This is a genomic window from Calothrix sp. NIES-2098 (assembly GCF_963875125.1).
Taxonomy (GTDB): Bacteria; Cyanobacteriota; Cyanobacteriia; order Cyanobacteriales; family Nostocaceae; genus Aulosira.
Genome location: NZ_CAWNKJ010000001.1, coordinates 4129087 through 4154184 on the forward strand (window position 1 = coordinate 4129087; position 25098 = coordinate 4154184).

17 protein-coding genes and 1 pseudogene are annotated in these 25098 nt (G+C 41.5%); 3 read left to right on the plus strand and 15 right to left on the minus strand.

Annotation, left to right across the window (positions count from 1 at the left end):
- A complete protein-coding gene (locus AACU33_RS17190) occupies positions 1 to 276 on the plus strand; it encodes a hypothetical protein (RefSeq protein WP_339376093.1) in 276 nt (91 codons plus the stop codon).
- Positions 277 to 298: 22 nt separating this feature from the next.
- On the opposite strand, the gene AACU33_RS17195 is transcribed toward AACU33_RS17190, so the two are convergent.
- The 6 genes and pseudogenes from AACU33_RS17195 to AACU33_RS17220 form a co-directional block, all read right to left on the minus strand.
- On the minus strand, positions 299 to 424 hold the full coding sequence (locus AACU33_RS17195) for a hypothetical protein (RefSeq protein ID WP_339376094.1): 126 nt from the start codon (positions 422 to 424) through the stop codon (positions 299 to 301).
- Positions 425 to 698: 274 nt separating this feature from the next.
- Positions 699 to 1283 (minus strand): annotated as a pseudogene (locus AACU33_RS17200) (transposase); the annotation flags it as partial.
- Positions 1284 to 1338: 55 nt separating this feature from the next.
- The gene (gene gntB, locus AACU33_RS17205; protein WP_096589832.1) at positions 1339 to 2376 is read right to left on the minus strand and encodes a guanitoxin biosynthesis L-arginine gamma (S) hydroxylase; all 1038 of its coding nucleotides are present in this window, start codon (positions 2374 to 2376) and stop codon (positions 1339 to 1341) included.
- A gap of 154 nt (positions 2377 to 2530) precedes the next feature.
- Positions 2531 to 3661: a guanitoxin biosynthesis PLP-dependent (S)-gamma-hydroxy-L-arginine cyclodehydratase GntC gene (gene gntC / locus AACU33_RS17210; protein ID WP_096589833.1), complete on the minus strand. Its 1131-nt coding sequence runs from the start codon at positions 3659 to 3661 to the stop codon at positions 2531 to 2533.
- A gap of 6 nt (positions 3662 to 3667) precedes the next feature.
- Complete coding sequence (locus tag AACU33_RS17215; RefSeq protein ID WP_339376095.1) at positions 3668 to 4765, minus strand: ATP-grasp domain-containing protein; 1098 nt, start codon at positions 4763 to 4765, stop codon at positions 3668 to 3670.
- A gap of 162 nt (positions 4766 to 4927) precedes the next feature.
- The gene (locus AACU33_RS17220; RefSeq protein WP_096589834.1) at positions 4928 to 6406 is read right to left on the minus strand and encodes an SET domain-containing protein-lysine N-methyltransferase; all 1479 of its coding nucleotides are present in this window, start codon (positions 6404 to 6406) and stop codon (positions 4928 to 4930) included.
- 91 nt (positions 6407 to 6497) lie between these two features.
- Between AACU33_RS17220 and AACU33_RS17225 the strand changes: the two genes are divergently transcribed.
- Positions 6498 to 6740, plus strand: a complete 243-nt coding sequence (locus tag AACU33_RS17225) for a hypothetical protein (RefSeq protein WP_339376096.1) — start codon at positions 6498 to 6500, stop codon at positions 6738 to 6740.
- 16 nt (positions 6741 to 6756) lie between these two features.
- On the opposite strand, the gene AACU33_RS17230 is transcribed toward AACU33_RS17225, so the two are convergent.
- The 6 genes from AACU33_RS17230 to AACU33_RS17255 form a co-directional block, all read right to left on the minus strand.
- The gene (locus AACU33_RS17230; RefSeq protein WP_096589835.1) at positions 6757 to 9066 is read right to left on the minus strand and encodes an ATP-grasp domain-containing protein; all 2310 of its coding nucleotides are present in this window, start codon (positions 9064 to 9066) and stop codon (positions 6757 to 6759) included.
- A gap of 62 nt (positions 9067 to 9128) precedes the next feature.
- Entirely contained in the window at positions 9129 to 10331 is a 1203-nt protein-coding gene (locus tag AACU33_RS17235) for a hypothetical protein (RefSeq protein ID WP_339376097.1), read from the minus strand.
- A gap of 674 nt (positions 10332 to 11005) precedes the next feature.
- Complete coding sequence (locus AACU33_RS17240; protein ID WP_096589836.1) at positions 11006 to 13747, minus strand: NHLP bacteriocin export ABC transporter permease/ATPase subunit; 2742 nt, start codon at positions 13745 to 13747, stop codon at positions 11006 to 11008.
- Entirely contained in the window at positions 13737 to 15953 is a 2217-nt protein-coding gene (locus AACU33_RS17245) for an NHLP family bacteriocin export ABC transporter peptidase/permease/ATPase subunit (protein ID WP_096589837.1), read from the minus strand. Before AACU33_RS17245 ends, AACU33_RS17240 begins: the two co-directional genes overlap by 11 nt.
- A 42-nt stretch (positions 15954 to 15995) precedes the next feature.
- Positions 15996 to 17441 (minus strand): NHLP bacteriocin system secretion protein, encoded by a 1446-nt coding sequence (locus AACU33_RS17250; RefSeq protein ID WP_096589838.1) that lies wholly within the window; start codon positions 17439 to 17441, stop codon positions 15996 to 15998.
- Positions 17438 to 18466, minus strand: coding sequence for a cyclic nucleotide-binding domain-containing protein (locus AACU33_RS17255; protein ID WP_096589839.1), 1029 nt, complete (start codon positions 18464 to 18466; stop codon positions 17438 to 17440). Before AACU33_RS17255 ends, AACU33_RS17250 begins: the two co-directional genes overlap by 4 nt.
- Positions 18467 to 18971: 505 nt before the next feature.
- Between AACU33_RS17255 and AACU33_RS17260 the strand changes: the two genes are divergently transcribed.
- Positions 18972 to 19142 carry a hypothetical protein gene (locus tag AACU33_RS17260; RefSeq protein WP_339376098.1) on the plus strand — a complete coding sequence of 57 codons (171 nt, stop codon included), beginning with the start codon at positions 18972 to 18974 and terminating at the stop codon, positions 19140 to 19142.
- Positions 19143 to 19368: 226 nt separating this feature from the next.
- Here AACU33_RS17260 and AACU33_RS17265 read toward each other — a convergent pair whose 3' ends face one another.
- From AACU33_RS17265 to AACU33_RS17275, 3 genes are all read right to left on the minus strand, one after another.
- A complete protein-coding gene (locus AACU33_RS17265) occupies positions 19369 to 20895 on the minus strand; it encodes an adenylate/guanylate cyclase domain-containing protein (RefSeq protein ID WP_096589840.1) in 1527 nt (508 codons plus the stop codon).
- A 76-nt stretch (positions 20896 to 20971) separates the two neighbouring features.
- Positions 20972 to 21997, minus strand: coding sequence for a chemotaxis response regulator protein-glutamate methylesterase (locus AACU33_RS17270; protein WP_096589841.1), 1026 nt, complete (start codon positions 21995 to 21997; stop codon positions 20972 to 20974).
- A 103-nt stretch (positions 21998 to 22100) separates the two neighbouring features.
- Positions 22101 to 25067, minus strand: coding sequence for a hybrid sensor histidine kinase/response regulator (locus AACU33_RS17275; RefSeq protein WP_096589842.1), 2967 nt, complete (start codon positions 25065 to 25067; stop codon positions 22101 to 22103).
- Between the last annotated feature and the right edge of the window lie 31 nt (positions 25068 to 25098).

Sequence of the window (25098 nt, forward strand, 5' to 3'; positions counted from 1 at the left end):
ATGTGGGATGCCGGGACTACTTACAATACTCCTCCCTTACGTTTATCCCTGCAAGGTACTCGTCACCATTTAATTAATTTTATTCCCAAATTATTAGCAGCAACTTCAACAAAACGCCTTCGCATTTATCGCACTTTACTTAAAGTTATTGCTCACAAGGGCGTTCTGGAACGCCCAGGTCGTAGTGAACCACGAGTCCGTAAACGTCGCCCCAAAATTTACCCCTTGATGACAAAACCCCAGCATGAATTACGCAAGCAATTGCAAACGGCTTAAACCACAAGCGTTTCGGCTTTTCTTAGCGCCATTCGAGCAAATAACTCTGGTTGACTGGAGAAATCTCCGGTAGAAAGCGATCGCCTTCAACAATCATCAGTTGAAAATCTTCTACAGCTTTACTTAGAGTAAATTTACTATAAGACATAAAAGTTTTCCCAATCTGGTTTTCAAGTTAGCGCGATCGCTCTTTGGGAAAAGTAGAGCCATCGCTTCTCATCTTGTATCAAAGCCATTTTAACCACAGCGCGATCGCCCTTAATCTTTTATTAAAGCTATTTTACCAAAGTGCGAGTTCATTTACGTCCATTGTTCGCTCCTTTTTTTGTGGGTTTTGGGTTGTTGGTTTGCTGTTTTAGCTGGCATATAGATTCCTAACGCCTACTTGTAGAGCCAATAATTTACTCCTCACAAACAATACCTTAGTCAATTGACGAGGGTTCAACGGCTGTAGAAACATTGTGAATACGACCAAGAGAGGTAAGCTTGGCAAAAATCTGGGCTAATAAAATAGGCTCAGGCTGTTCGGGAAGCATTTTTAACATTTCACGAACATATCGAAAACCACGACAGTAAGCCTTAAGATCAACAATGCCAAAACCTGGATTATCTTGACGGAACTGAGCTAGAAGATAATGGGACAAATTGACCATGAAAAAAGAAAGATTAGCAGCGTTAGTCACCGCAGTTTGTCCGAGATTCATAAAATCTTCCAATCCCCAAAATTGTTTGGCATCTCGAAAATTAAATTCGATTTGGAAACGCAGTTTGTAATAGTCGATGATCTTCTCATATGACAAAGTTAGGTCACTAGAAAATAGAATTACGTGACTGCGTGCATTAGTTTTGAGATTGGTTTTCACCAAAATTACTATATTCAGTGGCTAGGCAAATTCTTTGTGCAGTAAAGTAGCTTGATAAGTATGAGTTTGGATATCTTCTTCAATACTACTTTGACGCAAATATTCATCAGAAATATGACACCAGTCTAGCTTATCCCCGTATTTATGCTCCTAGTATGAAGTTTTTATTCAGGTTATGACAGTAAATATCGGTACAAGTTCATGCTGCTTTGTTTACCGAGCGGTATTCAATAAAGCTTGACACGATACTGGGAGCACCATTTGCGGGAAAAAATATTCCTCCCGTTTGGCTGTTGTGCCGAAGGTACTTAGCATCAGTAAGAAGAATGAGGTGTGCCTTCGGTAGATTCCAGAACGGTATAGAGGGCAGTAAATGATGGACTAAGTGAAAGTTCTCGCGGTGCATACTGGTAAAGAATGCTTCATACCAGGGGCTAAAACGATTCCTTGTCATGTATAAATCAACGGTGCTGTTTCCCACCAATGGGTAGTGTTCGCCCAGTTCGATGAACCATCCTAAAACTTGAAACACGGTGATGTAGGGAACTAACCAGAATAAGATTAGTTTGTCCCAAAATCCCAACCAGATAGATGCATCAATAAGGATGAGTAAATAGGCGAACATGATGAAACTTTCTTGACGGTTGCCTTCTTTGGAGAAGAGTCTATGCTTAACTACATAGACCAAGTAACGCGGTACTTTTAACAGCAGCAGGGGCTGGATAATATGCTTCAGGAGAAAGTCTCTAGGGCTAAGTGGCTCGTACAGTCCTGCTTCTAGATAAAGCCTAAAATCGGGGTCTACTTCAGGGTTGCCCAAGTATCTGTGATGCAAGAAGCAGTGGGACTTCTTATAGACAATCATCTGCTGGAAAATCAGGTAGCCGGAGCAGAATGTACCGAGTACCCAGTTCAACGATTTGTTTTTAGCTAGTATTCCATGAGCGCTCTCATGCATTAGGGTGGCTAAAGCTCGTTGGCGAGATCCAATTAGCAGAAGCGTTACTGGGTAGAAAAACCATGTGAGATGACAAGTAATCAGGATACTGGTAAGGATGATGAAATAGTCTTCAAACAAGGCTAGTAGACCATGCCAATTATCTAGTTTAGTTAGGTCTCTTATCTGGCTGGTAATCTCTTGAGAAAATTTATAGTGCTCATACTTTTCTTTCACAATATTGCTACCATAAATAAATGCTATTTTTGATGACTCTGTGGGAGGAACTGAAACTATCATTGGCAAAGGTTCTCAAAAAATGAGCAAAGGAACTTGATGCCCATCAGAGTGGTAATTAATAGATATAGATAGGCAAAAGACCTAATTAATATGATTCAAAAATGGAAAGCTTTGAACTGTTGCAACTAAAAATATTACAAATACAATTGAGCGCTTAAGATTGACTTGGTGAATAGTCTCTTAAAATTCGTGAAAAAGCATTCAAAGCTGTAGTAAGTAGCTCGGGATTAACTCCGAAACTAATCCTAAAGAAACCTGGCATATCAAAAGCCTCCCCTGGAAGAACTAATACCCCAGTTTCTTCTACTAATTTTTGAGCAAATAGGTCACTTTTAAGGGATTTATCCTTGAAAAAGGGAAATGCTACCGTTCCGGCATCTGGCTTAACCCAACCTATCACATCACTATGTTGCTCAACAAAATTACTGAACTGAACCAAATTCTGTGAAATCCACCCCTTATATTTAGGAAGAATTTGCTTCCAGTTGAGCAGGGCAGATTTGGCAAGAAAATCATTGATGGGGCAAACTGTATGAGTGGTATAATCTTTAAAATTATGGCAAGCGTCTATTACCTCTTTTGAGCCAATCAACCATCCGATTCGTAAACCAATACAGCCGAAGCACTTTCCAGGAGAACCCAGCGAAACTACGTTGGGCGCTCTACCATACAAAGAGGGTAAAATATCGATATTGTTAGTGTGTGAAAGGAAGCGATAATGCTCGTCAGAAAGGATTTGGGCGTTGTGCTTTTGGGCTAGCTCTAATACGGCTTTGATTTCCTCGTCAGAGTATACTACTCCAGTAGGATTGTGAGGGCTATTGAGTACAATAACTTCGGTTTTGTCATCGACTAATTTTGATAAGTCCTCTAGATTCAGTCTAAAGTTGTTTTCTGGTCGCAGTTGTAAATAGCGAACCTCATAGCCAAGAAAACTGGGGACTTCATGCAAGATGTGGAACGCTGGTACGGGAACTACTACATTAGCTCCTGGCTGATAGCGAACATGAAAATAAATCAAGATGGCTTCGGTTGTTCCAGATGTGACCAAAATTGAGTCAGGAGTTACACCCTCATAAAAAGAGGCGATCGCTTTTCTTAATCCTAAAGAACCGTAGGTGTCGTTATTTTCCAAACTAAGCTGGTATAACTCTTCTACAGAACACCCCGTCAGACTGATTAGCTCCCCGACGGATAGATTCGTGACACCACTTTCCCCAAGATTGTAGGGAGCATTTTGATACTTAAACAACCAGGTTTCCAATAAAGATGGTACTATTTTCATTCCAATTTACCTTTTCAAAGATAGACAAGATGCTTTAGTCCGAGCCAATGTCGCCGCGATGATTTCTGACATCAGTTGTGCAAACGATGTACCAGAAAGGTGCAAAATCTTGCCAACCGAACTTCTTCGATCTCCAGTGATGTCGCAGTTAGGATTCACCTCAAGGACGAAGAGTTGTTGGGATGCTTTGTCCATCCGCACATCGACTCGCCCAAATCCGTTACCACCAACTGCACAGTAGGCGCGTTTGGCTAAGTCGCAAAGCCTGTCATGCAAGGTTGGATTGACCCGTTGACAATGAAAGAGTGTTGCTTCCGGTGACAGGGGAGTTTCTCCTTCGCACTTTCCGTGGTAGCGCTCGTAAGATAAAAACCGTTCGGTTTCAGGCAAGCTGGAGTGAAACACCCGTTCCACAGGTGGGTAGATTTTGATGCTTTCTGGCTGATGGACAGAACCGATTAGGAAGACCGTAAACTCAGAACCATTGATAAATCGTTCCACAAAAATGCTGTCCGGCGGAAATTGCATTCCGTGCTGTCCAGAGAGCAATCGCTGAACCTGTTCACTGAGCTGTTCGTCGCTGTGGACAACTGATTGTAAAGAAAGTCCTCGGCTTTCAAAAGACATCGCTGGTTTGACAATCAGGGGAGTGCCAAGGCGATCGCAAATTCCCTGAACGCGGCTAGGGTCAGCAGTAACTTCATAGGGAGCCGTCGGTACACCCGCTTCAACAAAGGCACGCTTCATCCTAATTTTGGATGTGCTGAGTTCCATAGAGTCAAAATCTGCTCCTGTAGAAGCGATACCTTTAGCTTCTAGCAGTTTGTAAACGCAAGTGCCAGGGTAGTTGGTATCCTCATCCCCAACGCAATAGTTCAGCACCACAGGAATGTACTCATTGGCGGAAGCAGCCACTTCCTCAACAACGGCGTGTATATTTTCCAAGGTGATTGGCTGCCACTTCCACTTCAAGTCAAGCTCTGCAAAGACATCTGCTAATTCTTGACGATACAACGGAGTTTCGTCACCTAGCTGGCTGATTAACCCTTGTTCTGTGACGCGGTGAGGCATAAATACCCAGACAAATAACTTACTGTTACGCACAGGTAATTCCTTATAAATTGATATTGGCTTCATTAATCTGCTACAAAAAAGTGCCTCGAATTAAAATAATTTACTCTTCACAGATAAACCGATATTCTTCTCTATTGAGAGAATGCTCCTCTAAAAAGTATTGACAACTCTTCCCTATTCTCGTAAAGTCATTCAAGTCAGATATAGAGAATGAGCAACCTCTATTTTTAGTTGTAAATTCTTTAACTTCTTTTGGCGCTGAGTTACAGAATTTACAGGTGTGCCGCTAATAATTCCCCGACACTTAGGCGACCCACACTGACACTGAAATTCTGGAAAATCTTCATTCTTGATTGTTGCGTAGTCTACGGTTAACTCTTCTCCTACTGCAATATCCTTGAGCGCGTATATATTGAGTCCCCGGTAGCCTATATTGGGTTCGCAAGAGTGGTTTTGCGGTATCCAGTTGGCTGGGTTTTCGTCCCAAAACATAAAGACTTCTTCACTCAAAGGAACAGCATATTGCCGAAACTCTTCTTGCTCTGATGCACTCCAATGGGATTGGACATAATCACGGGTAACAATCCTTTTTGGATACTCCTCTCCCTGGAAGATAATTTCCCCAGCTTTCAAATCAGTCACCGCATAAATGCCATAGCCAGAAATAGCATTTCCACATACTTTAAATTTTTTCTGACGGCGTTGGTATCTGGTAATACCTTCCGCCATAATATGTTTGAGAAAGCTTGATGCACCTACCTCGTCATACTTTAAAATGTAGTCAGCCGATGCTTCTGCGCCTCCTTCAAAAAAAATTGAAGGGTTAAAGTTAACTTCGAGAAAGAAAATTTCTTTTTGCTCATTTACTCGAAAATCAAAACGAGCATAGCCAACACCGTTAAAAGCTAAGAAAATCTTCTTGGCAGCGTCTCTCAAGCGGAGGTCAAGTTCTGAATCGGAACAAGGAATGTTACGCTTTGGGTGATGTTGTCGCACCTTCAGATCGTAGGTTTTAAATTGTTCTCCTTCCGGAAAGACGAACTCTAGAGATTTATAAGTTATCGGAGAGTGGCGATCTTCAGGGTTAGCAGCCACAAGGACTGTAAACTCTCGCCCAGGTATATACTCATCGATCAGAACTTGACCAAAGTTGGCTATGAGTTCAGTCACTTTGCTCTGTAATGCCTCTTTTGTTGTTACATAAGATTGATGGTCAATTCCCAAACTGTCTGATGAGGCTGCTGGTTTAACAAACAGGGGGAATTGTAAGTTTTGACAAGCCCTCTCAACATCAGCTAAGGTTTCAGCTTTCACAAATGCTGGTGTGCGTACTCCTGCAATGTAAGCAACATACTTCATCAACTCCTTGCCTGGATCGTAGAGGTCGAAAGTCGGACCCGTGTAAGGCAAATTAAGCTGCTCCAAGGCAACGATTACATCAATAGAGGGAACATCCCAGTCCAAACATCCCGTACAGAGGTTGACAAAAATATCGTAGCCTTGCTTCTTTAACTCTTTTAGCTGACGATACGTTGTCGCTTTGTTAAGAAATACATGGTCTACCTGGTATTGTGGTAGTAAATGAGAGAGGTTACGTGGCGGTTCGCAGTTTTTGTAGTCTGCTTCTACTGTTGATTGAGAATAGTCAGGTTGCAGAACGCAAACTTTCATTTGATATCCATCCTAGAGTGTCAGTTTGGTATAAGTAGTGTAAAAGATTGAGTTAGTTTTGAGTTATTGCGATCACCTCTCAAATTTTTAAGTGCCATCATCTCAAAGAGGGGCAATCGCCTTTCAGATAGAGGAACTGCAAGAAGATAGTGCAGCTATCCCTGAAGCTGTTGCGCGAGGACGAGTATGGGGAAGGCTCAAGGAGCGATCGCTTCGCCGTGTCCCAAAGGGGCGCAAGCGTTGTGCTGCCGCCTACGGCAGATCGCACTATAGCCGCAACCATACACCCTCTCCCCAACGCGATCACTCTTTCCTTCTCATTCGTCGTAGATGAAGCGATATTCGTCTCCCTAGTGGAGTCGAGGTAAACTGCTTTTATTAATGAATGGCTTGATACCAAAGGCTATCAGGTACTTATAGAGGATAAGGTTTACATCCCATACATTAAACAGCCATTCATCAACATAAGATGCAGAAATATGGGGATGAATTTTTAGAATTTTCACTCCCAACAGGGTGTGGATAGCTTCTACCTGAAAAACGCCATCCTTTAAATCAATCTTGTGACAAGCATTCCAGGCTGATTGAACCAGATTTTCTTGCAGTTCTTTGTCTACCGAACTCGGCATTATGGCTGTTGTTTCGCGACTAATTTCAGGCGTATTTATTCCCTTATCAGTTACATAACCAGCTAGCAATTCCCCATCAGAAATGATTACAGTAATATCGTGTTGAGAGCCTTCAAAATAAGGGGTGACGATTATCTCGGAGTTACCCCCTACCGAGTCCCCTTGAGGTGTCAGAGTTTGGAGAGAGGTTTTATAGTCTTCAAATTTAGCTCTTAATTCTTCTTCTGTTTGAATGACTTTTATCCCAGAGGCACAAGCTCCACTATCTGACTGAATTACCAAAGGATAGTAGTGTGGCGGAATATTAGGAATATCTGTTACATCCTTCAAAGCAAAAACTTTAACAAAATCGGACTTGACTAAAGCTTCATAAGCTGGATTATCCGGATTATAAAATAAACTTTGTTTATGAGTGAGAAACTTGCTTTGAGCAATGCTTGCAGAGAGGTATTCATTCGCGGGTTTCTCTAAAAAGCTAGCTACTAAAGTGGATAAAGGGACATACGCTTCACAAAATGTAATTACACCATCTACAGGGATGCGATGTTTACGAACAACTTCCGCAATTGCTAGGGCATTTTTTAGGTCTTTGGTAGAGGGATTGATATCAATACTGAAAAATTGGCTACTATAACTAACAGCAAAATGGTTAGGATTGCCATCTATCAGGATGATATTAATACCTACTTGTTTGGCAAATTCAAAATCATTCCGTTTTGAGTAGTCTCCCCCGCCGATAATCAATATAGTCTTGCCTTTGATCATATATTGATATGAGCGATACAACATTGTTTCCACCCATTTATCAAGGATGTCAGTCCTGTTAGGGGAATGCTGTACTTCATAAACCTGTAAATTCCCTTCGCAGTTATGGCTATTGACTTCAATGAGAAATGGTTCTAATTGACCCTCGTGTTTTTTTACAAAAACATCTAAGCCAATGAAATCTGTTTGTTTATTTGGAGGGACATGGGTTAAATGCTGTGTTTCATAGTCAATAATAGACTCCAGTACTGTTTCACCTAATCGCTTGATTTTGTCAATCAGTTGATTTTTTTTGTCGTTCGTTAATTGGAGTACATTACACAGATAGTCGATTGAAAAACTTTTAGAGGTAGCCCCACTGATTGGTTTGTCAAGATATCCTAGATTACAGATAATGCCGGAAGTCTCGACAACATTATTGGGGCGGCGGTTTACCAATACTCTCAACCTTGCACCAAGGTTGCAGTTATCGTTAATGCTTGAATCGATAAATTCGTCTACAAGTAAACAATCATTGTCCTGAAGTGAATCCAGGCATTTTTTAAAGTTTTCAACAGCCCGATCTAAGTTATCCTTTGACTCAATCGTGCATAGCATACTTCCCATTAGATTTGAAGGCTTTATCACAAATCTATAAGGCGGGAACGCTGTCAGATAGTCTTGGATTTCATCATCGGAGATATTTCTTGATAGGGAAATTAACTTAACTTTTGAATTAATAGGATGATGGCTATATTTTTCTAGAGAGAAGCCAAAAGCCATCGTCTGGGGTACATTGACATCTCTGGCAGATGCAAGTAAGCGGGTATGCAATTTGTCATCGGTATATTCTTCTAGTTCTATACCACTTGACATCGGGCAATCCGCCAAGGTTTCATAAAACTGAAATTTTTTAGCCCTTTCTTGGAGGATGGGAGCCTCAAACTTGTAAGATTCCTCGGTGTAAAAGTTACAGATAAAAGTTATTTTTTTAGGAGTGTTGAATTTAGTGTGAAAACATTGACCAAATTCATTCATGCCAATCCCTTCAAGGAGATATAAAACACAGCGATCGCCTTCTTGCTCGACTCTTACCCAAGTAGGTTCAGTGACTATAAATGCACATTCAGGCAAAATTTTACTTGTTGCCCACAGTAAAGAAACTCTGTCTTCCTCGGAAAAGAAAACTATACAGGGTTTCCGTTCATCTGATTCTTGTTCGATTTGATATTCTTTAATAGGCTTCAGTTTATAAACTTGAAGAGCTGAATTTAGCATTTCCAACATATCCAAATCCTCCTAGTGTGAAGTTTTTTATTCAGGTTATGACCGTAAATATCGGTACACTTTCATGCTGCTTTGTTGACCAGGCGCAACTTGATAGAATGCCTAGCAAAAGCCTCCGCAATGATTTCTGACATCACTTGAGCAAACGGGATACCAGAAAAATGCAGGATAGTTCCAACAGAGGTTTCGTAAGGTTTTTCATTTTCAGCTTCCCTAGAGTCATATTCTTCAGAAATAGGAAAAGAAGATACAGCACAGTTAGGATTCACCTCAAGAACAAACATTTCTTGGGAAACTTTATCCATTCGCACATCAACTCGTCCATATCCATTGCCACCAACAGCACAGTAGACACGCTTGCTTAACTCGCAAAGTCTTTCTTGCAATTCTGAAGCAACCAGTTGGTAGTGACAGAGTGGTTCTTGAGGTGAGAGGGGACTTTCTTTTTCATCTTTTTCTCTGTCGTAAGCCAAAAATTGTTCGGTTTCAGGCAAGCTAGAGTGAAACACTCGTTCCATAGGTGGATAGACTTTGATGTGTTCTGGTTTCTGAGCAGAACCGACAATGAAAACTGTAAACTCAGAACCATTGATAAACCGTTCCACAAAGATGCTGTCCGGCGGAAAATGCATCCCGTGCTGTCCAGAGAGCAAGCGTTGAACTTGTACTCTCACCTGCTCATCGCTGAAAACTACTGAACTTAAGGAAATTCCATGACTCCCGTAAGAGGTTGCAGGTTTCACAATCAGAGGAGTGCCAAGTCGCTTACACACTCCTTCCATGTGGTTGATGTTAGCAATGACTTCATAGGGAGCAGTAGCCACACCTGCATTGACCAAATCACGCTTCATTAAAATTTTGTTGTCACACAGATGGCAAAAGTTAGCATCTGCTCCTGTAAAAATAATGCCTTTTTCTTCCAAGAGTTTCACAACAGAAAAGCCTGGGTAGCCATCAAGCTCTTCAAATCCATCGCAATAGTTTAAGACTAATGGAATGTACTCTTTACTAGAAGCCGCCACCTCCTCAACAATTGCGTGCATATTCTCCAAGGTGATCGGTTGCCACTTCCACGCTATACCAAGCTCTGCAAAGACATCTGCCAATTCCTGACGATAAGCCGAATTGTCGTAGTATTCGCTAATCATCCCTTGTTCCGTGACGCGATAGGGAATAAACGCCCAAACAAACAACTTTTTGCTAGGTACAGGCAATTTCTGAAGCATCGATATTTCTCCCATTAATTGGTTGCCAAACTGTGGCATAGATTCCTCCTTGTTGAATCAAATTCGTAGGTTAACCACTAACAACGAGCACCCTTTATCCATCACAAAAACTGTGTTCGCACGCAACTTATGAGCCATGCGGTGGGTAATGACAACTTTAGAGTGTATTTCTTGGCAATGCGCTCTAAAGTTGTCATTATTTCCGCTTCCAAATATCTTGACAAAGGATTGGTAAAGTAGAATTCTCTTCGATTACCCTGACAACGTGCCATTCCTTTTGCAGCAAAAGAAAGAAGGCTAGCCATCTATAAAAAGCAATATATTTATAAATTACTTTCAAAAAAACAAAAAAATACATTAGCTTTTGAAATAACCTGGTAATATTTTCCAGTTCGTAGTAATAATTATCTTCTATTCCGTTTTTCTGGATAACCCAGAAATTACTGAATATTTGTGGGAAACTGGATAAACTATGTAAATTTTATCAGCTAGTTTATTCTCAATAAATTCTACTTATTGTTTAATAATTACAAAAAAGATAGAGATTAAAAAGCTAAATTGAATATAAAAATTAAAGAAATTTTTATAGTTCCAATTCCAAATAATTTTGCTGAAATATCCGAGATGGCTTTTCAACAATTTGCTGCTTCTAAGTAGAGAATAAATATTTGCTTAATTCCATATATCCTATTTGTCAGATTGAGAAATTTTCATCAGGTAACTAAACTATCTGCATTGGTCTTGTGCTTGGTCTGCTTCGCCATCAACTTAGCAAACATCCCTTCCTGATTAGCCAACTCTTCAAACCTCCCTTGCTGCACCACCCGCCCTGCCTCAATCACATAAATGCAGTCAGCATTACGAATAGTACTGAGACGGTGAGCGATCGCAATTCGTGTCACTTTCAACTTTTCCAAACTTGCACTCACAATCGCCTGGGTATGGTTATCTAGCGCACTAGTTGCTTCATCAAACACAATAATTCGCGGCTTCAACACTAATGCCCTAGCAATTAGCAATCTTTGGCGTTGTCCCCCTGATAGGTTTGCCCCGCCTTCGGCAATTACAGTGTGCATCCCCATTGGCATCTGTTCAATATCTTGGTCAAAACCTGCCATCCGTGCCGCATTCCAGGCTTCTTCCATACTAATTAAAGCCCCACCACTGATATTTTCAAACACGCTCTCACTATTGATGCGCCCATTTTGCAGTACAACCCCCAATTGACGACGCACCGCCGAAACATCCAAGCCAGACAAATCCTGCCCATCAAAATACACCGTTCCTTGTTCCGGCGTATCAAAACCCAAGAGCATTCGTAAAGTAGTTGATTTGCCACTACCAGAAGGCCCCACCAAAGCGATAAACTCACCTGGTTTCGCCTCAATTGTCACATCATCCAAATTTAATGGCCCATCTTCCCGATAGCGGAAAGTGACACGATCTAACTTGATGTAACCAGAAAGTCGCCCCGGATCTGCCTTATTTAAATCCACCTCTGGGAGTTCATCTACAATTGGTTTGGCATAGTCCCACAAAACCCCAATTTCCAGCAGGTCAATCAGCGTATTGCTAAGAGTTGTCACCCCCGCACTAAAACTAGCAAAGGCAGTATTAAAAGCCAGAAACGTACCGGTTGATAAACCACCAGTTTCTCCCTGACTCAAGGTACTAGCTGCCATCCAGAAGAGGAAAATGGGTGTTAAATTGGATTGCAAAATATTAAAAGTAGCAATGCTATCTTCAATCCACTGGTTAGTCTGCATGAGTTTCAGCTGTTGCTGGTAGTGCTTGGCCCAAAATGCAAATGCTCGTTCTTCCGCTGCTGTCGTCCGCAGTTTGGAAATACCGCTAATCAGTTGAATGGTCAGCCCTTCTATCGTGCCTTCTAATTCTTCCAATTGGGTAGTTTGCTGACGTTTAAAGTGTCCAGCAATGCTTGTGACCAAAGCCGTTAAAATTGCTACTGCTAACCCAACAGATGCCAAAGGTGGACTATAAACAAATAGAAGTCCTAAATTTAATAAAGAAAAAAAGCTTTTAGAAAGGATTTCCAGTTTCTGAGCACCTAACTTCTCTCTAATCTGAGTTATAGAATTAACACGGGAGAGCATTTCTCCAGAAGAATAATTACGGAAAAATGTCAGTCTCAACCTGAGTACCCGATCCCACATAGCACTCTGCAAGTTCAACAGGGAATAGACTTCAAATCGTCCCAGGTTAAGCCCTTGAGTAAGCTGAAAAAGAGCCATACCAAAACTAGCAGCCAGTAAAGCTAGAGCGAGTTGGAGTAATAAACCACGATCTGCATCAGGAATGGCATTATCAATGAGGATACCCGTAGCTTGGGGAACCACCATTCCAGCTATTGCTCCAGCAGTACCCATCAGAGCAATATTTTTTAATTCCTGTCCTCTACCGCGCAGAGAATACTGAAACAATGTCAGCAAATCCAACTTCTTCTCTGGAAACGGTGCATAGAACATATAGGCAGTAGGAGACAATAACTTTGCAGTTTGTTCTCTTAATCGAATGCGCTTATTAGTGACTGGGTGATAAATTTCGTAGTGGCTCTTGCCATTGAGTAACAGAGCTACAGGAGTATTATCAGCGTGGAGATACCCCACCAACGGGCCACAATCATCTCGCCACCAGCGTTCTGTTAGCACTACTCGGCGGATTCGCATCCGAGAAGCGCGGGCGATCGCTTCTAAAGGTTCCTTGACTCGCTTGATATTTTCAGACTGTGCAGGGGGCTGAATTTTAATCCCCATGACCCGTCCCACAGCCCCAGCCGCCGCTAACAACGGGTCGCCAATAAATGTTGCTGTTGACTGTTGAGGATCGACAAGGGAAACAAAAGAAGCGATCGCTCCCGCAGTTGCGTCCCGGTTCAAGCTTGAGCGTGCTTGAAACTGTGCCAAAGCCTTTAACTGTGTCTGCTGTTCCAGTTCGTGCAAACTACTCAAAAACTGCGCGTGGAAGTTATCTAAAATTGTCAGTTGGGTTAGCCAAGGAGTTTGCTCCGATATTTCTGGTACTGGCAGAAGAATTCCGGTACTGTCAAAAGCAGAACTTAAGCGTTCAAACCAAGTAGATAGCAAACTGTTCGCAGACCCTAAACTGGAAACAGGGGTAATATCGCTATCAAGTTGGGAACGGTGAAAACACAGTAGCTGAGTATCTGTAGTGGGAACTGCTAAAATATAGAAAGGATTGGGTTCTTGCTGTTGTGAATTAGAGACAGCCCCCGTAAATGCAAACAGTAGCTCACCCATCTCGGCTGTAAACAGGTATTGTCGAGAGCCTTGCAAACTGCCATTCTGCATCTGACCAGCAAAAATTGCTATTGAGCCTGATTGTATTGCCCAAACCTGTTGTGGGTCATCTAGTAGTAATACTTCACCTGTCTCCAGCAGTTTGGTTAGGCTAGGATCGATCGGGTTATTCTTCATTGTCCTCTGCCTCCTCACCATGAACCAGTTCGGCGTAGAATCCGCCCATTTGCATTAATTGGTTATGAGTGCCTCGTTGCACTACCACCCCCCGATCCAACACAATAATTTCATCACAATCTCGAATGGAACTGAGACGGTGAGCGACTATTAAGCAACTACAACCACGCTGCCGCAGATTGTTGTAAATTAACTGTTCTGTCTCCCCATCTAAGGCACTTGTCGCTTCATCTAAAATCAAAATCGAGGGATTGTGCAGGAGCGATCGCGCAATTTCCAAGCGTTGGCGTTGTCCGCCACTTAGGTTTACACCGCCTTCGAGCAGTTCGCCATTATAACCACCGGGTAAGGCCATAATTACATCTTGAATTCTGGCATCAATGCAGGCGCGGCGAATTTGCGAATCAGAAACCGTCGTATCCCATAGTGTCAAGTTATCGCGGACGCTACCAGAAAATAAGAAAACCTCTTGCTCAACAGTAGCGATAGAATTCGCCAAAACTGCGCGGGGAATCTCAAGTCTTGATTTACCATCAAATAAAATCTCCCCTGACCAAGGTTCATAAAGTCCAGCTACTAACTTGGCTACAGTTGATTTCCCGGAACCACTGCCTCCCACTAGTGCTACTCTTTGTCCTGGTTGAATCACACAGTTAAAATTTTCAATTAATGGTCTATCTACCTTGGCATAGCCAAACGTCAGATTACTCAGTTCAATGCGTCCAGATAAGCGAATTGTGCCGATATCAAAGCTAGGAGTTGAAGTTTGCAGTTTTCTACTGTGATTCTCAAGTTGTATATCTGTAGCATTTGTCAACACATCATCTAAACGCATCAAGTTACCAGCTAAGGTGGGTAACACAGCGCCAAACCCCATTAACTGATTGATAGGTGTCTGGAAACTAGTCAACAGAGCTTGAAAAGCTACCAACATTCCAATAGTCATTTGCCCTGCCATCACTTGCCAACCACCCACTATCAGTACTAGGGTTGTTGTCAATGCCGTCAGGAACGCTGGCAATATGTATAAAATTTCCAACATGACGGCCATGTTTTTATAAGTATTTGCTTTCTTGGTAAAATAACCAGACCAGCGGGCAAAAAAGTCAGATTCCAAAGCAGAGGCTTTTAAGGTTTCTATGCTTTGAATTCCAGCAATGGCAACTCCTTCAATTTTGCCCCCGTCCTTATCAAGTTGCATATAGCAATCTTCTAACCAGCCTCCTGTTACCACGAGTACTACAATATTCACAATTGCCAGCAAGAGAGCGATCGCAGCTAGTAACCAGTTATAAGCAAACATTACTAACACGTAGAGAATGGTAATAGTTGCATTAATAATCGTCTCTGCCATTTGACCAGAAATTGCCTGAGCTACCTTGTCATTCAGCTTGACCCGACCGCCAATTTCCCCAGGAAAACGCTGGGTGTAAAAACCAACAGGCAATTTGAGTAAATGCCAGAAAAAGCTGCTAGACATACTAGCGGCTAATTTAATTTGCAACTGCCGCAAAAAGCGCCGCTGTTGAGAAAATAAAAATCCTTGCATTAGTGTCGTAACTAGCATTCCCAACAACAAGGGACGCAACCAGTCCGTCCGGTCTTCCACTAAAATTTGGTCTACAAACACCTGGCTAAAAACAGGTATTGCCAATCCCGGAATCACTAACAAAAAACCTAGCACAACACTCAAGACAACGGCTCCAACAGAAGTTTTGAGCCGCGTCAACAGCGAAAGCAAAATACTTGGCTTGCATCCACCTTTTTTGAAGTCTGTTCCTGGTTCCATTGCCAGGGCAACACCAATATAGGTCTCGTCAAACTCTTGCCGAGAAACAGTGCGCGGCCCGGTGGCTGGATCGTTGAGATAAACTTGGTCTTTATCGATGCCTTCGACCACTAATAAGTGGCTAAAATTCCAAAAGGCGATCGCAGGCAACCGCATCTGAGCTAGTTTATCAGTTTCTTTCTTAAACGCTTTTGCCTTTAATCCATAGTTTCTGGCCGCTTTGACAATATTGGCAGGTTGACTGCCATCGCGAGATACCCCACATTCTTGCCGCAGTTCTGCTAGTGGTACAAAGCGTCCATAATATCCCAGGATAATGCCCAATGCCGCCGCACCGCATTCGACCTCTTCCATTTGCAGAAGTGTCGGTGTTTTGACTCGTTGTTTAGCTTGTTGTTTTAACCCCAGTTTGAACATGCATTTTTATCTATTTTCGCTACGTTTAATATCCCCATATCTTTACTGAACTCCAGTCCACTCACGCAGGAATGGCAACAAGAAGGTAATCGGTGCTCGTTCTTCCACCGTTACTCGTGTATTTACAGGAGTGCCTGGTGTAATCTGCGTATTCGGGCCTTTTGAGGAAGACCACTTGAAGCTACTGACATTTACTGGTTCTGGTGTAAGTTCAGCTATAACTTCAACTTTGGCTGTTTTATCGGTCAGCTTATCAGCCAGTTCTGGATTGCCAATCGTTGATGCAGCCCGTGTCGAGGTAACAGGATAAGAAGAGACAGTTTTCACAGTGCCGACAATGCCACCAAACCGTTCCCTCTTCACAGTATCAGGTGTAATTTGCACTTTCATCCCTGGTTTAATTTGCTTGCCGTCTTTCACCTCAAAGTAAGTAATTCCCACTAGTGTTGCTGTGCCTTCTCCTTGAGTTCTCAATGCTCCCAAGCGAGTACCAGAATTGATAACTTGTCCTTGGACGACGCTCATTTCTAAAATGCAACCGTTTTGGGGACTACGTATTAAACTGCGCTCGCTAATTTGTTTTTGTAGTTGAGCAATGGCGCGGTCTACTTCGGCAATGTCATTACTGCGGATATTAGATGCTTGGAGATTTTCTTGGTCAAGGCGTTTCTTGCGAGTTTCTAATTCTTCGAGTTGCGCTTGAATGTCGCTAACTGTACTTTGAGATTGCAAATAGCGTTGTTTGACTTCAGTGCCATTAACTTCTAATTGCCGTACCGAAACTCGCAACTCCTCAATGTTTTGTAATTCTTGCCGATACTCACGTTCTGCTGTAATTAACGATTCTTGCTCTAACGCTCCTTCTGCTGCTAATTGCTGCCGACGCTGCCAACGGTCTTTTAATGTTGGGATCATTGCCTGTGCATCTTTGAGCTTTTGTTCTAAACTGCGCCTTTGCTGTTGTATCGTTAGCAAAGTTTGGTCTCGCAGAGTGGGAGAGAGGCTTTTAGCATCTTGTAATCGCTGCAACAAACTAGTACGACTGGCTTTTATTGCTTCTGCTTCTATCTGAGTACGTTGCTGTTGTACAGAATCTATATTGGCAGCTTGCACTAATAGTTGCTGGCGTTTGGCTCGTTGTTGTTTGAGTTGTTCAGCCAATTCAATTGGTTGAATTGCAGCTAGCTGTTCTCCCTTTTTCAGGCACTGTCCATCTTTCACTGACAAGGTTTCTAACTGTCCAGCAATGGGCGATTGCAATTCGATTGTCTGTTGGGGGTAAATCAGCACACCTTTCCCCGTTAGAGTCATGGGAATTCTACCCACTGTGCTCCAAACTAAAGCAAGTATAGTCAAACCTCCCACCGTCGCTGCTGGAATCCAATCTTGCGGCTTAACGACACGCATTAACTGGTCGAGACGTTCTGGAGAGGAAACTTCTTCAAGGGAAGGGTTGGGTGTGGTGTTATCCAAAGGTGATTCTGTCATCCTCGTGAATTCCCTTGCAATCGATTAATCATCCACTTAAACCGAGTTCCGGCTAGCAGTGTAAGTTCTAACACATCAAGAGGAATTTCGTCTTCGTATTCCACATTGTCTAAAAATTGTTCTTGGTTATAAGCTTGGGTTCCAAACCCCCGTCTGACTAAATCGTCTCGTAACCTATCAACTAGAACGATGCTCAGTGACCGATAAAAGCGAGTAGCAAAACCGCGATCGTGCTGTAACTTCTCGCGCAGTAAGTCTTGGGGAATGGCTAGCACAAAGGAGTTTTCAGCACAGCGAATTGTAGCTGAGGCGACTCCTATCTCCACAAAGGACATTTCGCCTACAATCTCACCACTAGCACGACGAGCAATTTCTCGTTCTGTAATTTGACCATCCACTGTCAAGGAAATGACAACAGCAAAAGCACCTTTAACTAAGAAATAAACAGCTTCTACTGGTTCTCCTTGTTGAATCAATGTTGTGCCTTTTACTAGTTTTTCTTTCCTGCCGTAAGTAGTCATCCAATCTATATCGTTATCGTTGAGAACTGCAAATAGATACAAGACTTTTCTTAAGGACTGTCCTGGTAGAATCTTGCTCTGTGCTAGCAGGCTAGAAAGATTTCGCAGTCGATTAGATAATTTAATGGCAAATTCATGATAAAGTCGCGCAGCAAAATCTGGATCTCGTTCGACTTTCAACTGTAATTTCTGCTGGGGAATTACCAAAAGCTGACAGGAATTGACAGTTTTGACTGTAGCAGAAGGGGGTCGGTTATCAATAAAGGACATTTCGCCGACGATTTCTCCTTGAGAGAGGCGAGCAATTTCTACCAATTGATTGCTATTGCCTTGAGAAATCGAGACTTGCAGCGTACCATCCAAGACAATATACAGGAATTCAGCAACTTTGCCTTCTTCAATGAGAACAGTATCAGCAGGCACAATCTTCTGGGTTGCAGTTTGCCTAATAAATGCGAAATCTTGGGGTTGTAAAACTTTAAAGGCGATTTCTTGGTCAAGCATCTATAAACTAAATTATTATGTATAAATTTTTCTCTAAACTCTGCATTCTACCTATGTACTGTTAGAGGCAGACACTCCTGAACATCGTAGCTACTAGCTTTAGTTACAATTTTTTATCTGTAGAATCACTTATGGTTAAATAAGATGATTCGCTCAAGGTCTAGACAATTGAAAGCAGCCAGTCATCAGATAGATACTTTGATATCTAAATTTATGTTTTATTTTTAACTATATACCCAAAGGTAGATGAATTATATATTTAGGTAATATAAACACACTAGCTACTTAGTTAGCTTAAACGTCAGCTATTGTCAAGCTAGATAGTTGTGTGCGATTACCCCCGATACGCTTTGCGATCGCACCCAATGAGGAAGCCATTATTTTTCTGCTTCTCGGTAGTCTGAAAAAAAGGGTGTTAAGTCTATTACCAAGAGAGGTGTATTACTTTTCTTCTCTATAGATGCAATTATCCTCACAGCCTAAAAAGTAGAAGGTGGCTGTAAGTATGCCAAAAACCCTAATTTTGCGAGCGATCGCATCGAGGCTGTTAAGAGATCATCAATTTTTTGTCAACAATCTTATTTTATTGATAATTGATTTTTGGGAAAAAGTGACCGATGAAATTACAGTAAAGTTTTGCTCATTAGCTTGTGTGGGATTTGCTGTTTGTATTTAAAGTTACTACTATTCCACTCATATATACTAGTCGGCAAAGTCGGATCTTCAGGTCGGATCGAGTAGGATTTTATCTAAGAATATGTTTTAATATTAAGTATTTATGCTTAAAAATGCCTCATTAAGTTAATTCAAACGTTGAGGGCAATTTTCCTGTCCTGCCAAAACCTCCTCAACAGCGTCTATCTTGTTTCAAAAAGAGGTACAACGATAGCGTATAAATTAATTTACTTCTCAGTAAATCGCCAAACCCCATCCCAATTGACTGGCTTGCCCTTTTGTAATAAAAAATTTACCCGATTCAGATACAAATCGGCAGTTTTATCAGCAGCATTCAAAGCTAAAACCTTGGCAAAATAATCCTTCGCTAACTCAAAATCGCCTTGACGATAATATTGTACACCTTGCTCAAAATCCGGCTGAGTCTGTAACTTTAATAATCGCACTTCTGAAGATTCAGCATCTAATATCTCATAAACCGAAATAGGTTCAGTTTTCCCCTTAACAACTGCCCGATCTAAAAAGCGAATTTCATATTTTTTGGAGTTACTCAGATGCTCTAAAGTCTGCTCGGAAATCAGCAAAGATACACCATAAAATTTGGTTAATCCTTCCAATCTAGCCGTCAAGTTAACGTTATCAGAAAAAGCATCTCCCTGCATCCGATTTTCTTCGCCTACCATACCTAACATCATGTGTCCTACATGAATACCAACGCCAACTTGTAAAGGTAAATAACCTTTTTCTATACGCTGCTGGTTATATTCATGAACGCGTTGATGTTTAGCAACACCAGCTGCCACTGCATCATCTGCACCATCCGGAAAAACTGCCATCATCCCATCCCCTAAAAATTTAACAATTAGTCCGTAATTGCTACGAATTTCTGGACTAACTCGTTTAAGGTAAGCGTTAACAAAGTTAAAGTTTTCCTGAGGTGTCATGTCTTCAGATATCGTTGTAAAAGAGCGAATATCGCTGAACATAACTGCCATAATTTTGCTGACGTGATCGCCCAGATGCACATCAGTAATACTTTCCTTGCGAAGAAATTTCAGATATTCGTGAGGTACAAATCGCCCATAAGCTTTTAATAAAGACTCTAGTTGAGTATTAGCATTAGTTAGTTCTTTTTCCCTGGCTTTGACAGTTTTGACCATGTTTGTAAAAACTCGCGCCAATTGTCCTAGTTCATCGCTACGTTTAGCAACTTCACTGAGTGCATCTGGTTGAAAAGCATCTTTCTCTACTTCAAAAGCTGCTGTAGTAACTTTACCAACTTGCTCAATATATGCTGCTTGCCGCATAATTTCAGCTTTAAAAAGAGCTTCGGCTTCTTGACGTTTGAGAAAATTAATATAAGCTTTAGAGTGATAGCGAATACGAGCAATTAATTCCATCTTGTCTGGTAGTTTTACCAAGTAATCATTTGCCCCTAATTCAAATGCCTTAGCTTTAATAATTGGGTCTTCCTTACTAGACAAGACAATCAAAGGAACATAAGCAGTAGGCAAGTCTTTGGCACGTAAGATTTTAACTAGCAATAACCCTTCCATTTGAGGCATCACTAAGTCTTGCAGAATGACAGTAGGTTGACATTCTTTAGCGACTTTAATAGCTTTAGTAGGGTCGTTACAGTAATGAAAAATTATATCAATTTCAGGTTTGAGCATTCGATGAATCGCTTCACCGATAATTGATTGGTCGTCTATTAGTAAAACGGTGATTTTTTCTTCTTTAGGTGAATCGTTCATTTTTGATAAGTTTTTATATTAATAGTTGTAAATTAATTGCTATAAAAATACAGCGTCTTGATAAAAGAATAAGTAATTAGTTAAACTTTTGTCGTAGAGTAGTAGATATTGCCTCCAAAGATAAAATATCAATAGCAGCATTCAACTCTACAGCTGCCTTAGGCATTCCGTAAACAATACAACTGTCTTGATTTTGAGCTATAGTATACCAACCCTGGAATTTCAAGTCGCTTAAACCTACTGCACCATCTCGCCCCATACCTGTGAGTAAAATCGCCGTTCCCTTATTTTTCCAATTTTGGGCGAGACTTTGGAAAAATACATCCACAGAAGGGCGATAAGGGTAATCACTAGGGTGTTTGGTATAATCTAGGGTTAAATCTGGTTTTAAATACAGATGATCGTTACTCCCAGCCACTAATACAGTTCCTTTTTGCAAGCGATCGCCTGCAACAGCTAATCTCACAGGTAAAGCTGTTTGCTGGTTCAACCATTCAGCAAAGCTACTAGAGAATTGTCCATCAACATGCTGAACAATAGCGATCGCTGGCGTAAAATTCGCTGGTAGCTTGGATAAAATTGTTGCCAATGCTTTTGGCCCTCCTGTAGATGAGCCAATCGCCACTAAAGATGGTAAAGATAGTGGAATTTTCTGCTCAAATTGAGAGGAGCGATTTATTAATTTAGCTTTGCCACGCTGGGCTGAACGTTTCTTCAATTTGCCAATGACAGCGATTTTTGCCAGCAACTTATTGGCCATCTCTGCACTGTCTTCTCCGTCTAATATAGGAGTATCTACTGCATCCAGCGCCCCATAACCCATCGCTGCATAAACTTGGGCAAGATTTTTCTGTGTACTTGCAGTAACAATCACAATTGCACAAGGAGAATCTTTCATGATCTGCTGCGTTGCTTGCACCCCATCCATTATAGGCATCAGCAAATCCATTAAAATTAAATCAGGTCGATTTTGTTGACACTTCGCAACAGCTTCCGCACCATTTTGAGCAGTCCAAATAACTTGGTATTCTGGTACAGTTTGCAGGATACGTCGCAGGTGAGTTAAGGTACTCGTCAAATCATTGACAATTGCAATTTTCATTTTTAACAAGAGAAATTAATAGTTAAGCTCATCGGTATTTAAGTTATATAATTATTAGCTCGATCAAAATAAAATTTCCGCAAATTGAAATGCAGTGATTGATTTATTTTCCAATTAAATCAATCACTGCATTAACTAATGTTTCATCTTGAAAACTACTTTTAGTTAAATAATAATCAGCACCAGCTTCTAAGCCTTGAATTCGATCGTCCTCTCGGTCACGATAAGAAACAATAATTACCGGAACTGAATGCAAGCGTGGGTTACTTTTGATTTGTTGCACTAATTCAATTCCATTCATGCGGGGCATATCAATATCACTAATTACTAAATCATAATTTTTTGAGCGCACAGCATTCCAACCTTCCATACCGTTGACAGCAGTATCGACAAAGTAACCACGATTTTCTAATAGCTTGCGCTCCATTTCTCTGACTGTTATAGAGTCATCAACCACTAAAATTCTCTTGCGTTGGCTGGAGATTTCTGACTCTAGTTTGGCATTAACTTTACTTAATCTCCCTCCTTTAAGGATGGCATCAACTGAGCGTACCATATCTGATACATCGACGATTAAAATGGGTGAGCCATCAGCTAATAAAGCTGTAGCGCTAATATCCGGAACTTTTCCTAGACGCGGATCTAGTGGTCTAACAACTAAATCTCGTTCGCCTAAGAACTTATCTACTACTAAACCATACGTATGAGATTGATCGCTAATTACCACCACAGGCACTAAGTCATTTTGCTGGGGGATTTCAGGTAATTCTAAAACTTGATGAGCGGTAATTAAGCCAATATTGTGGGAGTTCATTGTGAAATATTGGCGGTTTTCTATATCATGAATTTCTGTTCTATCCAGAGTGACAATTTGGTCAATGCGAGCTAAAGGAATTGCATAAGGTTTGGTGGAAATTTCTACCAATAATGTCCGCACTACTGACAAAGTTAAAGGTAGTTGGAAATGAAAACTTGTACCCTTTCCTGGTGGTGAAATCGCTCTGACGGTTCCCCCCACTTCCTGCGCCATGCTTTTGGCAATATCTAGTCCTACACCGCGTCCTGATATTTCTGTCACCTGTTTAGCTGTAGAAAATCCTGGTAGAAAGAGGAACTCCAATAATTCAGCATCGCTAAGTTGAGCCGCCATTTCTGGAGATGTTAAATTTTTATTGATAGTTTTTTGACGCAACTGTTCGCGATTAATCCCTCGTCCATCATCAGTAATGGTAATTGCTAACATCCCACCGCGATGAAATGCTTCGACGCGAATTGTCCCTAAAGCAGGTTTACCAGCAGCGAGGCGTTCATCTGGTAATTCCAGTCCATGATCTACAGCATTGCGGAGAATATGAGTCAGAGGTGCTTCGAGTTTTTTGAGAATATCGCGATCGACTGGAGTGGCTTTACCAATAATTTCTAATTTGACTTGCTTATTTAACTTGCGTGCCAAATCGCGAATCATGCGCGGAAATCCTTGGACACCATCAGCAAAGGGGCGCATGTGAGAATTAATTACTTCTCGGTAGAGGCGATCAGATAAACTGGCGGTACGACGCACATATAATTCTAATTCATCAAGGCGATCGCCTAAAAAATCCAAACATTCTTGTTTTTGTTGTCTTGCCTGTGCTAAAAAATCCTTCCCATCTTGCTCAAATAAATTCTGATCCAGGCTTTCCTGCAACTGTTCGAGACTGCGAGACACTTCCAGCATTCGGGATTTCAGTGTCATCATCGCATCAGCAAAAGGTTGTAACCAGTTGGTTTCAATTAAAGACTCGCCAGCTAAACCCATGATGCGGTTTAAGTTATCAGCACTTACTCTCACAACTCTGTCACCAGCAGCAGTTTTCTCTGTTTCATCAGCAGTAATGGCTACTGGTTCTTCGACTATAGCTGATTCCTTGACCAAAGTCGCTGTCCGGGTCACAGGTTGACGACTTACAGGATTTGGTTCAACAGGGGTAGCAACAGCAGCAGTGACCATTTGCTTGTGACTCTGTGGTTTGATATCTGCGTTTGGCTGTAAAATAGCTGCAATTTCTCCACAGGTAGCTGTAAAATCATCTTGGTGTTCTGCCAACCAAGTAGCTAGTTCCTCATTGCTTAACTGACTGATATTTTGTAGTAAGTCTACACCTTGCAATAACACATCCACTTGTTCTGGATACAACGTTACAATTTTATTTTGGGCGGCGACAAAACAATCTTCCATAACATGGGCTAATTGCACCGCCATATCTAACCCGACAAGTCTGGCTGCACCTTTGATAGAATGAGCAGCACGCATCAAGGCTTCTAATTCTTGCGCTGATTGGGGTTTAGTCTCTATTACCAGCAGTCCATCATTCAAAATACTGACTTGCGCCTCCGCTTCCAAACGAAACAAATCCATCATAGAACTGTCATCGCTTTTGAAGCTTGGCGTTACCTCTACCGCAGATATCACTTCTTTGGGAGGAATTTGAGGACTCCAGTCCTCAATATCAGCAGGAAATGGGGGCGCATCTGGACTATCAACATCGCCCTGAGGTGTTGTTCCCATTGTCGCCTCAGTATTTACCGCAGATATCGCTGGGGAGATAACTATTTCTGAACTGGAATCTTGAATATCAATAGGATGTGAGGCTGCAACGGAACTATCAACAATGGACTGTGTTGCAGTTGTCACCTCGGAATTGAGGATGTTGACAATACTTCTTTGAGTACTTTTAAAGTCCCAATCATGTTCGCTCATCCACGACTCGAAATTAGCAGCAGTTGCTTTACTCATACTCAAGAGTAAATCACAGGTATGAAGTAAAGTATCAATTTGCTCAACTCCTAAATTAATACTCTCTTTTTGAGCAGCAATCAAACACTCCTTCATGATTTGCGCTAAATTGGCGGCGGCTGTAATTTCTAATATCTGAGTCGTTCCCCAAAGCCCATGAGCAGCTTGAATTGATTTCTCGACTTCATCAATAGAAAGCGGTTGAGTTTTCAGTATAGGAAGACATTGCTTAAGGGTAGCAACTTGAGTTTCTATTTCTTGGCGAAACAGTTCCAAGATTGTGTAATCGCTCATAGATTAGAATTCCTATTTAATTTGTGAACAA

Coding starts and splice junctions, on each gene's coding strand:
- AACU33_RS17190 (WP_339376093.1), top strand. CDS start 1: ATGTGGGATGCCGGGACTACTTACAATACTCCTCCCTTACGTTTATCC.
- AACU33_RS17195 (WP_339376094.1), bottom strand. CDS start 424: ATGTCTTATAGTAAATTTACTCTAAGTAAAGCTGTAGAAGATTTTCAA.
- gntB (WP_096589832.1), bottom strand. CDS start 2,376: ATGATAGTTTCAGTTCCTCCCACAGAGTCATCAAAAATAGCATTTATT.
- gntC (WP_096589833.1), bottom strand. CDS start 3,661: ATGAAAATAGTACCATCTTTATTGGAAACCTGGTTGTTTAAGTATCAA.
- AACU33_RS17220 (WP_096589834.1), bottom strand. CDS start 6,406: ATGAAAGTTTGCGTTCTGCAACCTGACTATTCTCAATCAACAGTAGAA.
- AACU33_RS17230 (WP_096589835.1), bottom strand. CDS start 9,066: ATGTTGGAAATGCTAAATTCAGCTCTTCAAGTTTATAAACTGAAGCCT.
- AACU33_RS17235 (WP_339376097.1), bottom strand. CDS start 10,331: ATGCCACAGTTTGGCAACCAATTAATGGGAGAAATATCGATGCTTCAG.
- AACU33_RS17240 (WP_096589836.1), bottom strand. CDS start 13,747: ATGAAGAATAACCCGATCGATCCTAGCCTAACCAAACTGCTGGAGACA.
- AACU33_RS17245 (WP_096589837.1), bottom strand. CDS start 15,953: ATGTTCAAACTGGGGTTAAAACAACAAGCTAAACAACGAGTCAAAACA.
- AACU33_RS17250 (WP_096589838.1), bottom strand. CDS start 17,441: ATGACAGAATCACCTTTGGATAACACCACACCCAACCCTTCCCTTGAA.
- AACU33_RS17255 (WP_096589839.1), bottom strand. CDS start 18,466: ATGCTTGACCAAGAAATCGCCTTTAAAGTTTTACAACCCCAAGATTTC.
- AACU33_RS17260 (WP_339376098.1), top strand. CDS start 18,972: ATGCCAAAAACCCTAATTTTGCGAGCGATCGCATCGAGGCTGTTAAGA.
- AACU33_RS17265 (WP_096589840.1), bottom strand. CDS start 20,895: ATGAACGATTCACCTAAAGAAGAAAAAATCACCGTTTTACTAATAGAC.
- AACU33_RS17270 (WP_096589841.1), bottom strand. CDS start 21,997: ATGAAAATTGCAATTGTCAATGATTTGACGAGTACCTTAACTCACCTG.
- AACU33_RS17275 (WP_096589842.1), bottom strand. CDS start 25,067: ATGAGCGATTACACAATCTTGGAACTGTTTCGCCAAGAAATAGAAACT.